The 12,886-nt window shown below is 66.5% G+C and carries 11 protein-coding genes; 3 read left to right on the top strand and 8 right to left on the bottom strand.

Translation table 11 applies throughout. The features are described from left to right. Positions 1-26: 26 nt before the first annotated feature. On the top strand, positions 27-2,546 hold the full coding sequence (locus BFL28_RS00240) for a DUF2339 domain-containing protein (RefSeq protein WP_069318635.1): 2,520 nt from the start codon (positions 27-29) through the stop codon (positions 2,544-2,546). A gap of 28 nt (positions 2,547-2,574) precedes the next feature. Here BFL28_RS00240 and BFL28_RS00235 read toward each other — a convergent pair whose 3' ends face one another. Continuing rightward, positions 2,575-3,054 carry a DUF6456 domain-containing protein gene (locus tag BFL28_RS00235; RefSeq protein ID WP_069318634.1) on the bottom strand — a complete coding sequence of 160 codons (480 nt, stop codon included), beginning with the start codon at positions 3,052-3,054 and terminating at the stop codon, positions 2,575-2,577. 89 nt (positions 3,055-3,143) lie between these two features. On the opposite strand from BFL28_RS00235, the gene BFL28_RS00230 reads away from it, so the two are divergent. Further along, positions 3,144-3,713 (top strand): helix-turn-helix domain-containing protein, encoded by a 570-nt coding sequence (locus BFL28_RS00230; RefSeq protein ID WP_069318633.1) that lies wholly within the window; start codon positions 3,144-3,146, stop codon positions 3,711-3,713. 60 nt (positions 3,714-3,773) lie between these two features. On the opposite strand, the gene BFL28_RS00225 is transcribed toward BFL28_RS00230, so the two are convergent. From BFL28_RS00225 to BFL28_RS00215, 3 genes are all read right to left on the bottom strand, one after another. Further along, complete coding sequence (locus BFL28_RS00225) at positions 3,774-4,949, bottom strand: dipeptidase (protein WP_069318632.1); 1,176 nt, start codon at positions 4,947-4,949, stop codon at positions 3,774-3,776. A 117-nt stretch (positions 4,950-5,066) separates the two neighbouring features. Continuing rightward, entirely contained in the window at positions 5,067-5,546 is a 480-nt protein-coding gene (locus BFL28_RS00220; RefSeq protein WP_069318631.1) for a dihydrofolate reductase, read from the bottom strand. Beyond that, positions 5,543-6,337 (bottom strand): thymidylate synthase, encoded by a 795-nt coding sequence (locus tag BFL28_RS00215; RefSeq protein WP_069318630.1) that lies wholly within the window; start codon positions 6,335-6,337, stop codon positions 5,543-5,545. The genes BFL28_RS00220 and BFL28_RS00215 overlap by 4 nt, the downstream gene beginning before the upstream one ends. Before the next feature lie 125 nt (positions 6,338-6,462). Between BFL28_RS00215 and BFL28_RS00210 the strand changes: the two genes are divergently transcribed. Further along, positions 6,463-6,861, top strand: coding sequence for a JAB domain-containing protein (locus tag BFL28_RS00210; protein WP_173655646.1), 399 nt, complete (start codon positions 6,463-6,465; stop codon positions 6,859-6,861). On the opposite strand, the gene BFL28_RS00205 is transcribed toward BFL28_RS00210, so the two are convergent. The 4 genes from BFL28_RS00205 to BFL28_RS00190 all read right to left on the bottom strand — a co-directional run bounded on the left by BFL28_RS00205 (position 6,858) and on the right by BFL28_RS00190 (position 12,748). Further along, a complete protein-coding gene (locus BFL28_RS00205) occupies positions 6,858-7,673 on the bottom strand; it encodes a class I SAM-dependent methyltransferase (RefSeq protein WP_079246833.1) in 816 nt (271 codons plus the stop codon). The genes BFL28_RS00210 and BFL28_RS00205 overlap by 4 nt on opposite strands. Then, entirely contained in the window at positions 7,674-8,801 is a 1,128-nt protein-coding gene (gene prfB / locus BFL28_RS00200; RefSeq protein ID WP_069318628.1) for a peptide chain release factor 2, read from the bottom strand. 195 nt (positions 8,802-8,996) lie between these two features. Next, positions 8,997-11,507 (bottom strand): penicillin-binding protein 1A, encoded by a 2,511-nt coding sequence (locus BFL28_RS00195; RefSeq protein WP_069318627.1) that lies wholly within the window; start codon positions 11,505-11,507, stop codon positions 8,997-8,999. Positions 11,508-11,668: 161 nt separating this feature from the next. Continuing rightward, entirely contained in the window at positions 11,669-12,748 is a 1,080-nt protein-coding gene (locus tag BFL28_RS00190) for an N-acetylmuramoyl-L-alanine amidase family protein (protein WP_069318626.1), read from the bottom strand. Positions 12,749-12,886 lie beyond the last annotated feature (138 nt).

Here is a 12,886-nt window from a genome sequence, read left to right as displayed (position 1 = left end):
CGGACGAGCGATTTGCGAGCGGCGCGTTGATCGAGAGCATCCTTCTGCTCGCGCTCGTTGGGCTGACGGTGATGGTCCTGCAGCTGGGGTCGCGCGTGAAGGCGCTGTCGCGTCGAATCGATCTGCTCGAGCGTGAGGGACGGCGGCCGGTTGTGCCGCCGCCATTGCCTGCACAAGCGGCCGAGCCGACGGCAACTCGGCCGGTGCCTACCATCGCTGAGCGGGCGGCAATTTCCGGCATCTCACGTCCCGATGCAGCCCCAGCAGCACCGAGGGGCTCGCAGGTTCTGAGCCGCGAATGGGCGCGCCCCAATTTCGAATCGCTGATCGGTGCGCGCCTGCCGGTGTGGATCGGCGCGGTGGCACTGATCGCCGCGGGCTTCTTCCTGGTGCGCTATGCGATCGAATCTGGCCTGCTTGGGCCGGGTGTGCGCACCTTCGCCGCCGGGCTGTTCGCGCTGGTGTTGGTCGCGGCGAGCGAGGCGGCGCGGCGATTGCCCGCGACGGCAAGCGACCCACGGATCGGCCAGGCGCTGGCCGGAGCGGGTATCGCGAGCGGCTATGGCGCGCTGTATCTTGCCGCGGCGCTCTATGATCTCGTGCCGCCGCTGCCGGCGTTCATCGTGATGCTGGCGGTGACCGCGCTGGCCCTGTTCCTGGCGCTGCGGCATGGGCCGCCAACCGCCGTGCTGGCGCTGGCCGGCGGGTTCGCCGCGCCGCTGGTTGCCGGCTATGACGCGGCGGGGATCGCGCCGCTGCTCGTCTATCTGGCGCTGTTCACCGGGGCGCTGTTCGCACTGGCGGTGCATCGCGGCTGGGCATGGCTGGCAATAGCGGCGACCGTCGCGGGGTTCGGGTGGATCAACTTCCTGCTGGCAGTGCTGAACGACGGGCATGGTGCGGCGGCGGCGTTTGCGGTGCTGTTGGCGCTTGCCGCAAGCGTGGCGTTGCCGCGCACGGGCGTGGCGTCGAACTGGATCCGGCTAGCGCCGCTGGTCGCGGGCCTCGTGCAATTACTGGCATTTGCCCCGGCAATGGATTTCGGTCTGCTCGCCTGGTCGATGTATCTGACGCTAGCAGGCGCGACGTTGGTGCTCGCATGGCGCGACGAGCGGTATCTGCCGGGCGCCATGGCAAGCGTCGTGCTGGCGCTGTCGCTGATCGCAACGGGCATGATGCAGGTCGATCACGGCGCGAGCGTGTTCGGCGCGATCGTCGCTACGGCGATGTTCGGTGGGGTCGGGTTGGCCTTTCTGGGCAGGGCGCGGGGCTGGTCATGGATCGCGCTGGGCGGGATCGCCGGGCCGCTGCTGATCGTCAACATGCTTCAAGCCGGGCGGCTCGCCGATTGGCAGTGGAGCGCGCTCGCAGTGATCGCAGCGGCGCTGGCCGGGTTGGTCAGCTGGCGGCGGCGTGATGCGGTGAACAGGCGCGATCCGGGATTGGTCGGCGGGACGTTCGCCGCCGCGCTGCTGTGGGCCGTTGCCTGGTTGCAGCTGGTGTCGGCGGCCTGGTGGCCGATCGGCATCATCGTTGCGGCTGTCGCGGTCGGCTGGTGGGCGCGGCGAATGCAGGATGCCACGCTGCTGCAGCTACCGGCATTCGGTCTGCTCGTCGCTGTCGCCATCGGCGGCATGACGACCGCCGACTATCTGCGCGCCATCGTCCAGTCGGTATCGGGCCATCCGCTGCCCTATGCACATCTGCCGTCGGTCGCCGACGGGCTGCGCCTGCTGTTGCCGATCGCGGCGGGGGCGGTGTGGTTGCGCACTGACGCGCGCATGTTCGGACGCTGGCGAGCTGCGGCGCTGACCGGCGGCGTGGTCTGTGCTTTGGTGCTGGCATGGCATCTCGCCAAGCTGCCGCTGGCAATTTCGAGCGATGCGGCCTTCCTGCGGTGGGGCTTCCTCGAGCGCGCGCTGATCAGTCAGGCGCTGCTTGCGGTGGGCTGGTGGTTGGCGCAACGGCCGGGGGCAGGCGCGGTCGGCCTCTATCTGTTCGGCCTGGGGCTGGCACGCGTGCTGTGGTTCGACGTGCTGTTGCTCAACCCGGTGTTCGTGCCGCAAGCGGTGGGCTCGATCCCGCTGCTCAATGCGGCGGTGCTGCACATGGCGGCAGTGGCTGCATGGAGTTGGCGCTTTGTAGCGGGTGCGCCGTGGCGGCGGGTCGGCATGGCCTTTACGCTGATCGCGGTGCTGGCGCTGGTGCGGCAAGCGACCCACGGTTCGATCATGACCGGGCCGATCACGACGGGCGAGAATTACGGCTATTCGGCCGCGCTGCTGCTGCTGGCGCTCGGCTGGCTGGGCGCGGGGATCCGGATGGAGGCGCGTGATGTGCGGCTGGCGGGCTTGGTGCTGCTGACGGCGGTGACGCTCAAGGTGTTCCTGATCGATGCCGCGGCGCTGGGCGGCGTGTTGCGCATCATGTCCTTCCTGGGGCTCGGGGTGGCGCTGATCGGGATCAGTTGGGTCTATGGCCGCTATCTGGCCCGCCCCAAGCCCGAGGAGCAGCCGCGTCCGAACGAGCTAGCGGCAAGCGAATAGGCCGTCGTGCAAGCTGCCGCAGCGCCGATTATTTGAGCGCGTAATGATCCGCCACCCGATCGAGCGCGAGAGTGAGCACCAGCTTGCCGGCCCGCGCCGGCCAGCCCAATGCACGTTCGGCATGCGGCAGGCCCTCGCAGGCACAGATCACGCGCCACAGAATGTCGGTCAGACCCGGCCCCGCGGCGGTAAGGGCGGCATCGAAGCGGCGCTTGGCCGCGATCTGCGCCAGCGTCGGATCTAGTGGTTCATTCGGCCCACCGCCGCGGCGGTGCGAGGCCGCCGCATCCCATCGCATGGTGACGCGCGGGCCGAGCGCGGCAGTTTCGTAATCGGCGCGCAGCCGCTCGCCCGCCTCGAACTGGCGTGGCGTGACGAGCTTGCGCGAATAGAGCCAGGCAAGCGGCGATTCTGCGAGGTTGATGCTGACGCGCCGCCCGGTCGCGCGCGCCGGGGCGTGGTGGATGACATGACCGTCTTCGATCGAGCGGTCGGCAAGTTCGCGCATGCAAGGCTCCCGTTTGTTCGATTCGGGATTGCCACACCGGACGTTCTGTAGGAAAGCGATGAACCAATAAGGTTCATGGGGGCGGGCGGGTGATCACGGCTATCCGGGAAGTGCGGCGGGCGAAGGGGCTGACGCTGGAGGATGTGGCGAAGCGCTGTGACCCGCCCACGACCGCGCAGACCATCGGTCGACTGGAGACCGGCACCCGCACCGTGTCGGTCGGCTGGCTCAACCGTATCGCCAAGGCGCTGGACGTGACGGCGGCTGATCTGGTCCAGCTGCCCGATCGCCCGGACATTCCGGTTTCGGCGACGCTGGATGCCGGCGGCGCGCATGCGCTGCGCAAGCCGGCCACGGTCGTGCCGCCGAGCGTCGAGCCGGGGTTGGTCGCGGTGACCGTAGGCGGTGGGATCGGCGACTATCGCGCGGGCGACGTCATCTGGTGCCGCACGTTGGAGCCGGGCAAGTTCGGCCAAGCACTGAACCGCGACGTCCTGATTCCCCGCCCCGCGGGGCGATTCCTGTTCGGTCGACTGATCGATGTGGAGGCGGGCGGCGGACGCTTGAACGTGCTGCCGCTCGGCGCCGGCGCGCGGCAGCAGGTGGTGGAGCGGCCGGCGTGGATCGCCTGTGCGGTGCAGCTGGTGCGGGGTTTGTAGGCCTGTCCCTGCTGCACCACGGAACGGAGCAAGGGGACAGGCAACCCGGCGAGGGAGGTCTCAACGGCCCGCCGCGACCCCTGCTCGAAGCACCCGCAGGACATTGCCGCCCATCACCGCGCGGATTTCATCCGGCGTGAAGCCGCGGTCCAGCAAGGCCTGCGTCACATAGATCAGTTGCGATGTGTCGAAGCCGGTCGTCACCGCGCCATCGAAGTCGGAGCCGAGGCCGACATGGTCGATGCCGACGAGATCGCGGACGTGGGCGATCGCGGCAGCCACCTTGGCCGGTTCCGTTCCGCAGATCGCCGCGTCCCAATAGCCGATCCCGACCACGCCGCCGGTCTTCGCGACGCCGCGGATCTCATCGTCGGTGAGATTGCGGTTGACCTTGCACACCGCCTGCACCCCGCCATGGCTGGATACGACGGGGCGGCGGGCCACCGCCAGGATCTCGGCCACGCTTTGGTGGCTGGCATGCGCGATATCGACGATCATGCCGAGTTGCTCCATGCGGCGGATCGTCTGGCGGCCAAGCGGCGTCAGGCCACCTTTGTTCAGGCCGTGCATCGATCCGGCCAGCTCATTGTCGAAGAAGTGGGTTAGGCTCGCCATGCGGAATCCGGCGGCGTGGAGCCGGTCGATGTTGGCGAGCTTCCCTTCCATGTTCTGCAGCCCCTCGATCGAGAGTAGGCCGGCCACCTGCTTGCGGCCGGCGGCGCGTGCGGCCAGTACCGCATCGATCTCGGCTGGCGTGCGCACGACGCGAAGCTGGCCGTTGGAGCGGGCCGCAGCGCGGTCGAGCTTAGCTGCATGGAACAGCGAGCGTTCGAGCAGCGACGTCCAGGTGCGCGGCGGTTGAAGCTGGGCGAAGGTCAGCAGCGTGATGTTGTCGCTGTCGGCGCCGTTCGCGTCGTAATTCTGACCCTTCGGCGTCTTGCTGACCGATGAGAAGACCTGCAGCGCGACATTGCCGTCGATCAGGCGAGGCAGGTCGACCTGGCCCTGGCCCGAGCGGGTGAGGAGGTCCCGCTTCCAAAGCAGCGTGTCCTCATGCAGGTCCGCGATCTGCAGCGTCGCATGAAGCTGGCGGGTTTGCGGCGTGACGGCGGGAAGGGTGGTGGCGACCACCTTGTTCATGCCGCGCTCGACGATGCCCGGGGTAAGCGCGAAGAATGCGAGGGCGGCGATGAAGAGAAGGGCGACGCCCCAGAGCCATGGCTTGCGGTTTCTCATACTGGCTAACCCTCTCCGTCATGCCGGACTTGTTCCGGCATCCACCGGGCGGCACATCTTACCGGTATCGTGTGCGGCACGGCGGTTCCCGGCACAAGGCCGGGGTGACGATGGAGCTTAGGCCGTTCGGCGTTCCAGCGTGACGAAGCTGTAGGCGGGGCGTTCGCCGTCCGCCGAGTACTCCTCGCGCGCGGTCTCGACCCACTCGTCCTCGAACGGCGGGACAATTGCGTCGCCATCGGGCGCGGCATGCACTTCGGTCAGTTCGATGCGATCGGCCTTCGGCAGCATCAACGCGAAGATTTCTGCGCCGCCGATGACGGCGACATGCTCAGCTGCGGCGAGCTTCAGCGCTTGGTCGACTGAATGCGCGACCTCCGCGCCGTCGGCCTGCCAATGCGGATCGCGGGTCAGGACGATATGGCGGCGGCCGGGAAGGGGGCTGGGAAAGCTTTCGAACGTCTTGCGGCCCATGATCATCGGCTTTCCCATCGTCTGCGCCTTGAAGCGCTTCAAGTCGGCCGGCAGCCGCCAGGGGAGGGCGCCATCGACACCGATGACGCCGTTATCCGCGCGAGCGAGATGGAAGGTGATCAGACCGCCACCTCGGCCTTGATGTGCGGTTGCGCGACATAGTCGTGAAGGACGAAATCCTCATATTCATAGGCATCGATCGACGCTGGCTTGCGCAGGATTTCAAGCCTGGGGAGCGTGTGCGGCGCGCGCGACAATTGCAGCTCGGCCTGTTCGACATGGTTCGAATAGAGGTGGCAATCACCGCCGGTCCAGATGAACTCGCCGGGCTCAAGGTCGCATTGCTGGGCGAGCATGTGCGTCAGCAGCGCATAGCTCGCGATATTGAACGGTACGCCCAGAAAGATGTCGGCGCTGCGCTGATAGAGCTGGAGCGAGAGCTTGCCGTTCGCGACGTGGCACTGGAACAGGCAGTGGCACGGCGCGAGCGCCATGGCGTGCAGTTCGCCGGGGTTCCATGCAGAAACCACCATGCGGCGTGAGGCTGGGCGGGTCTTCAGCGTCTCGATCAGCTCCTTTATTTGGTCGATATGACGGCCATCGGGCGACTCCCAGTCGCGCCATTGCTTGCCGTAAACCGGGCCGAGATCGCCATTTTCATCGGCCCATTCGTTCCAGATGCTCACGCGCCGATCGTTAAGCCATTTGACGTTGGTGTCGCCCCGCAGGAACCACAGCAGCTCAACGATGATCGAGCGCAGATGCAGCTTCTTGGTGGTCAGGACCGGAAAGCCCTCGGCAAGGTCGAAGCGCATTTGATGGCCGAACACGCTGCGTGTGCCGACCCCGGTCCGGTCCTGTTGTACCGCACCATCGCGCAGGGCGCGTTCCATCAGTTCGAGATACTGCCGCATGGCAATGAGCCTAGCGAAGCGCAGCAGAGTCGCCAATCGGGTTCATCCGTTGCGGCGCAAAACTGATCTGGATTGGACGCTGTTCGGCTCGACGCTCAGCCAGCACTCGGCGAGCACCGATGCGGATGTCCTTTCTCGCACCGATCCTGCAGCCGGTTCATGCCTATGATCTGGTCCTGCCGCTGCTGACCGGCAGCGTGAAGCACGAGCGTGGCGAAGCGGCGGCGTTCGTCTATTGCGATGGCGCGGGCCGGTTGCGGGGTATGCGGCAGGTTCGCTCTTCGCTTCGCGATGCAGTCGATCTGTCGCTGCGTCAGATCGTCAAGGATGCGATCGATTGCGACGCCGAGCTGGTGGTGATGGCGCACAATCACCCTTCCGGCGAAAGCTGGCCCAGCCGCGCCGATCGCGATGCGACGCGGCGTATTGCGACGGCGCTGCATGCGATCGGAATACGGCTGCACGACCACTTGATCGTGGCAGGGCGACAGCAATGGAGCTTTCGCGCGGAGGGACTGCTCTAGCGTGCCTTGTGCCCCGTGCGGGTGCCGGCGGCACCGCTTGCGGACGGGGTGGGGAGGCCGGGGTTCTTGCAGGCGCGGATCGCGCGCGGTTCGGGCCGCGGACCTTCGGCACGGAACATGGCGAGGTAACCGCCAGCCGAGGGCATGTTGCGCATCGTCACGAGCCTGTACCCCACCGCCGCGAACTCGCACTTCAACAGCTCGGGCGGCGTGCCGTGGTTCTGGGTTTCGCGATTGGCGTCCACCACGATGATGGTGCCGCCGGGGCGCAGCGAGGGACGCATGCGCCACAGGAATTCGTACGGCTCCTCGATCTCATGATACATATGGACCATGAAGATGCGATCGAAGCTGTTGTCGGGCAGCTTGGGATCGTCCGGTTCGCCCAGGCGGACGCTGACATTATCGAGCCGTTCGCGCGCGACGCGCTGGGCGAGACCGTCGCGCACCTCGGGAATGATGTCCTCCGCCAACACGCGACCATCGGCCCCCACACGGGCCGCCAGGCGGATCGTATAATAGCCTTCGCCCGCACCGATGTCTGCCACGGTCATGCCGGGGCGGATGTCAGCCATGTCCATGACCTTTTCCGCCTCGTTCAGCCGATCGCGCGATTCCTCGTTCGACCAGCGCGCAGAGACGATCGTGGCCACAGGGCGGTCGGCGGCGGGGAAGGCGTGATCGTCGGTCGGGGTCGGCGAGGGGCGCGGCTTGGTGGCGTCGCATCCGGCGAGCGCCAGCAGGCCGAGCGCATATAACGCGCCCGCGCGCCCGCGACGCGATGCTGACCAACGGGCGGCGGCAACGCTCACTTAGTCGACATCCTCCACCTCGACCGTCTCGCCGGTCACGCGCTGTGATAGCGCAGCGGCCATGAACGGGTCGAGTGCCCCATCGAGCACGTCGCTCGGGCTGAACGAGGTGACGCCGGTGCGCAGGTCCTTCACCTGCTGATAGGGCTGCAGCACGTAGGAGCGGATCTGATGCCCCCAGCCGATCTCGGTCTTTGCCGAATATTCCCCCATTGCGGCGGCTTCGCGCTTGGCCAATTCGGCCTCGTAGAGCCGCGCCTTGAGCATCCCCATCGCGGTCGCGCGGTTCTTGTGCTGTGAACGGTCCTGCTGGCTGGCGACGATGATGCCCGAGGGCACGTGCGTGATGCGCACCGCCGAATCGGTTGTGTTGACGTGCTGCCCACCCGCGCCCGACGCGCGATAGGTGTCGATCTTAAGGTCGCTTTCGTTGATCTCGATGTCGATCGAATCGTCGATCACCGGATAGACCCATACCGACGAGAAGCTGGTGTGGCGGCGCGCGGATGAGTCATATGGGCTGATGCGGACCAGCCGGTGCACGCCGCTCTCGGTCTTGGCATAGCCATAGGCGTTCTCGCCCTTGATGAGCAGCGTCGCGCCCTTGATCCCAGCCTGTTCGCCGGCGTGATAGTCCATCAGCTCGACCTTGAAGCCGTGCCGCTCGGCCCAGCGCGTGTACATGCGCTGAAGCATCTCGGCCCAGTCCTGGCTTTCGGTTCCGCCGGCACCGGCGTGAACTTCGAGATAGGTGTCGTTGGCGTCGGCCTCGCCCGAGAGCAGCGCCTTGACCTTGTCCTGCTCGGCGCGTTCGGCGAGCACGGCGAGGCCCTCGACCCCCTCGTCGCCCATTGCGGTATCGCCTTCCTCGTCCGCCATCTCGATCAGCTCGAGCGTATCGGACAGCTCGCGTTCGATCGCGCGCGTGGCATTGATGGATTCATCGAGCCTGCGACGCTCACGCATGACGTCCTGCGCCGCCTTGGGATTGTCCCACAGCGTAGGGTCCTCGACGCGCGCGTTCAGCTCGTCGAGCCGGCGCAGCGCCTTGTCCCAGTCGAGGAAGCGACGCAGCAAAGCGAGCGCGTCGTTGATCTTATCGGCATATGCCTGCGCTTCGGCGCGCATCGGAAAACCTTTCAATCGTTCTTCGTGGCGAGGAAAACCCCAACCACCGGTTCCGTCACCCCGACCTTGTGCCCGGGTCCACCGGGTGGCGAGTGACGCGCTAGAGGCTCAAGTCCATCCCTTCGAGAACCTGGAACTCCGGCACAAGGCCGGGGGAACAAAAGGATTTCGGGATGGGTCGTTCGTCAACGTCCGCTAGTAGATTCCGCCCTGTTCTTGCAAGAATTCGCTATCGCGAGGCGCGTCGCGAGGCGCGGCCTTCTTTGGCGCGGCGGGCTTGGGAAGATCTTCTTCGGCGCTGCGGCGAGGAATGCGGCGCGGTTCGCTCTCCGGCTTGAACGCCTCCCAGATCACGCTCCCCTTCGGATCGTTGCCAGGCCAGGCGCCGAACACGCGGCGGCCACTGCCACGGTCGATGCGCACCATGCGAATGCCCGGCGGCGCGGTGAAGGGAAGGACGTCCAGCCCTTCAAACGCCTTTTGCGCGAACTGTTTGTAGATCGGCGCGGCGATCGTGCCGCCCTGGGCATAGCCGCCCAGGTTGGTGGGCGTGTCGTAGCCGATATAGAGGCCGCCGATCAGCTGCGGCGTGCCGCCGATGAACCACACGTCGCGCGGCCCGTTCGACGTGCCGGTCTTGCCCATGATCGGACGGTTGAGGTCGCGCAGCACGGTCGCGGTGCCGCGCTGGATGACGCCTTCAGCGATATGGACCATCTGATACGCGCTCATGGGATCGAGCACTTGGCGGTAGCGGATTACCGGGCGCGGCATCGGCTTGCCATCCCAATCGGGCGCATTGCAGCGATCGCAGGCGCGCCAATTTTCGGGCCAGATGACCTTACCCTTGCGGTCCTGGACGAAATCGATGAGCGAGGGGGTGAGCGCCCGGCCGTGATTGACCAGGATCGAATAGGCATTGACCATCCGCATGACGGTCGTGTCGCCCGCGCCAAGGGCATAAGAGAGGTAGGGCGGCAGCTTCTGCTGACTGACCCCGATGCGCTGCATCAGGTCGACGACCTTCTCCATCCCCGTCGTATTGGCGAGCTGAACCGTCATCAGGTTTCGAGACTGTTCGATGCCCCAGCGCATCGTCTTGGGGCCCGCCCCGCGCGTGCCGCCAAAGTTACGGAAGCATTTATTGCCGAGGCCTGCGCCCTGATAAACGCAGAACGGGCCGTCCACGATGATCGAGGCCGGTGTCATGCCGTTCTCAAGCGCGGCAGCATAGACGATCGGCTTGATGGTCGAGCCGGGTTGCCGCTGTGCCTGGGTGGCGCGATTGAACGCCTGGATCGTCGCATCGAACCCCCCCTGCATGGCCAGCACGCGGCCGGTGCGGGGGTCTTGAACCACCATGCCACCGGAAATCTTGGGCACCGAGCGCAAGGCGAAATTGGCACCTTCAGGCGCCACTGCGATGATATCGCCGGGCTTCAGCTTGGCGAAGGCAGTGCCGCCCTCGCCACGCACTGGCATCTGCGCGCCCCAGGATGGAAGCGTGCCGGTGCGGCCGTTGCCAAAACCGATCTCTGCCGCGCCGCCCGCCTTCGAAATGACGATCGCGGCGCGCCAATCTTCATAATCGAGGTTGATATTCTCGTTCAGCAAGCGTGAGCGCCAGTTGTCGCCGTCGATCTCCACCTGCCGCAGCGGCCCGGCCCAGCCGCGGCCGCGATCATAGCGCAGCAATCCGTCGCGCAGCGCCTTTTGCGCCGCCTTCTGCAACTCCGGATCGAATGAAGTGCGCACCCACAGGCCGCCGGCATAGACGCTGAACGGGCCGTCCTCCGCGTCCTCGCCGAACTTGTCGAGCAACTGGCGGCGGACTTCCTCGACGAAATAGCCGCCGAGCGGATCGGTCGAGGGCGTCTGGCGCGGGACGGCGCCGAGCGGCGCGGCAACCGCTTCGGCATGCTCGGAAGCGTTGATATAGCCGTTCTGGAGCATCTGCCCGAGCACCCAGTTGCGCCGCTCGAGCGCGCGGGCCTCATGCCGTTCGGGCATATAATTGGATGGCCCCTTGGGCAGGATCGCGAGATAGGCGGCCTGGGGCAGCGTCACGTCCTTGACCGGCCGCGCGAAATAGGCATGCGCGGCGGCTTCCACGCCGAACGCATTACGGCCGAGCGCGATCTGGTTGAGGTACAGCTCGAGAATCTGCTCCTTGGTCAGCGTATGCTCGATGCGGAAGGCGAGGATCGCCTCGCGCGCCTTGCGGACATAGCTGACCTCGTTGGTGAGGAGCAGGTTCTTGGCAACCTGTTGCGTGATGGTCGAGGTGCCGCGCGGCGTCTCGCCGCTGGTCAGTCCCTGCCACGCGGCGCGTACGAGCCCGGGGTAATCGACGCCGCCATGGTCGAAGAAGGTCTTGTCTTCGGCCGAGAGGAATGCGCCGACCAGCAGCTTGGGATATTCCGCATAGGATAGCTGAACACGCCGTTCGCGGGCATAGCTGCGCAGCGGCGTGCCATCCCCCTGGCGGACGTTGGTAGGCAGCGGCGGTTCGTAGGCGCGAAGCGCATCGACCGAGGGCAGGTCGCGCAGAAACAGCGCCCACATCGCGATCGTGCCCAGGCCGGACAGAAGCGCCAGCCAGGCGAGCACGCGGAACCACCAGCGCCGGCGGATCTCGGCAAACCTGCCGCCGCCTGCGCCGCGCGTGAACTTCAACGTGAAATTGGGTTGGTACGCATCCGCCATCTCGGGCGCGGTTTAGCAGGATATCGGCGCGTTGCCAGCGCGCGATGCGGCGGGATGTTCGAAGCAGGAAGCTGATGCGGCTCGGCCCCGCGGCGCGCATGTCTGAGCGGCCAAGGAGGGACCGCTGCACACGCTTGTCCGCCTGAACGGACGCCGTTCTTCTAGCGGACCGTCAGGCGACGCGCAAAGTGGATGGCCACGGCGCGGCTGACACTCTCGGCAATGCGCTTGCGGCCCTCGGGCGAGGTCAGCAGGGCGACGTCAGCCTCGTTCGAGATATAGCCGGCCTCGAACAGGATCGACGGCAGGTCGGGCGCTTTCAGCACCAGCAAGGATGCCATGCGATGATGGTTGGGCTTGAGCGGGATCAGCCCCTGCGCTTCTCGGCCGAGCAATCGGGCAAAATCGGCCGACGCGCTCATCGTCTCGCGTTGGGTAAGATCGATCAGGATCGAGGAAACGGCGCGGTCCTGAGCCGCCAGGTCGACGCCCGAGAGCAAGCCGGCGCGGTTTTCGCGAGCCGCCAGCTGCGCGGCCTCCTTGTCCGAAGCTACCTCGGAAAGCGTGTACATGCTTGCCCCGGTGGCGTCGGGGGTATGGGCTGAATCGCAGTGGACTGAAATGAACAAGGCTGCGTCGAGCTTGCGCGCTATTTCGAAGCGGTCGCGATGGATAAGGTAGCGATCGTCCTCACGGGTCAGCGCAACGCGCGCTCGACCCGATTCGAGCAATTCGTCGCGGATCGCCTTGGCGATCGCGAGCGCAAGGTCCTTCTCCCTGTGTCCGGCCGTAGAGATCGACCCGGGATCGTGGCCGCCATGGCCGGGATCGATCACCACCAGCGGGCGATCGACGTCCGCGCCGTCGACACGGGGGAGCTGGTACGCGGCGGGGCGCGGCGGGACGGGGATGGAAACGCTGTAGCGGCTGGACGCTGCAGGCCGCAATTCGAGCGTGAGCGCATCGCCCAGACCGCCCTGAACGGCACCCTCTGGCACGAGGCCGATCACGATCCGCAGCTGCACGCCGCCGGCGGTTTGCCGGACAGCAGGGCCGTCAGGCGCCCCGATCAGGGCGAGTGCCCATCGGTTCGAAGGAACGAGCAGCAGCTTGCCCCCCGCCATCCGATGATCGATGCCGATCGTGACGCGATTGGCGGCGAGGTCGATCGCGCGGATCATGCTTGCCGAGTTCGGCGCGCCGGTCAGAATTCCGGCAAGAAGGGCAAGAAGAAACGACACCGGCGCGATATGCCGGTAAGGGGCGGCGGGGGTCCAGAGCAAAACGGCCCACCTCGCGCCGACCGCGCGACATCGTGGCAGGATGTTGCCGCATCGGGGATGTTACGGATGCGATGTTGCTCGCGATGTTCGAGGGTG

This window comes from Sphingomonas turrisvirgatae (assembly GCF_001721295.1).
In the GTDB taxonomy this organism is placed as follows: Bacteria; Pseudomonadota; Alphaproteobacteria; order Sphingomonadales; family Sphingomonadaceae; genus Sphingomonas; species Sphingomonas turrisvirgatae.
Note: the sequence above shows the minus strand (reverse complement) of the source record. Positions and strands in the feature narration are given on the sequence as shown.

Coding starts and splice junctions, on each gene's coding strand:
- BFL28_RS00235 (WP_069318634.1), bottom strand. CDS start 3,054: ATGCGCGAACTTGCCGACCGCTCGATCGAAGACGGTCATGTCATCCAC.
- BFL28_RS00225 (WP_069318632.1), bottom strand. CDS start 4,949: ATGAGAAACCGCAAGCCATGGCTCTGGGGCGTCGCCCTTCTCTTCATC.
- BFL28_RS00215 (WP_069318630.1), bottom strand. CDS start 6,337: ATGCGGCAGTATCTCGAACTGATGGAACGCGCCCTGCGCGATGGTGCG.
- BFL28_RS00210 (WP_173655646.1), top strand. CDS start 6,463: ATGTCCTTTCTCGCACCGATCCTGCAGCCGGTTCATGCCTATGATCTG.
- prfB (WP_069318628.1), bottom strand. CDS start 8,801: ATGCGCGCCGAAGCGCAGGCATATGCCGATAAGATCAACGACGCGCTC.
- BFL28_RS00195 (WP_069318627.1), bottom strand. CDS start 11,507: ATGGCGGATGCGTACCAACCCAATTTCACGTTGAAGTTCACGCGCGGC.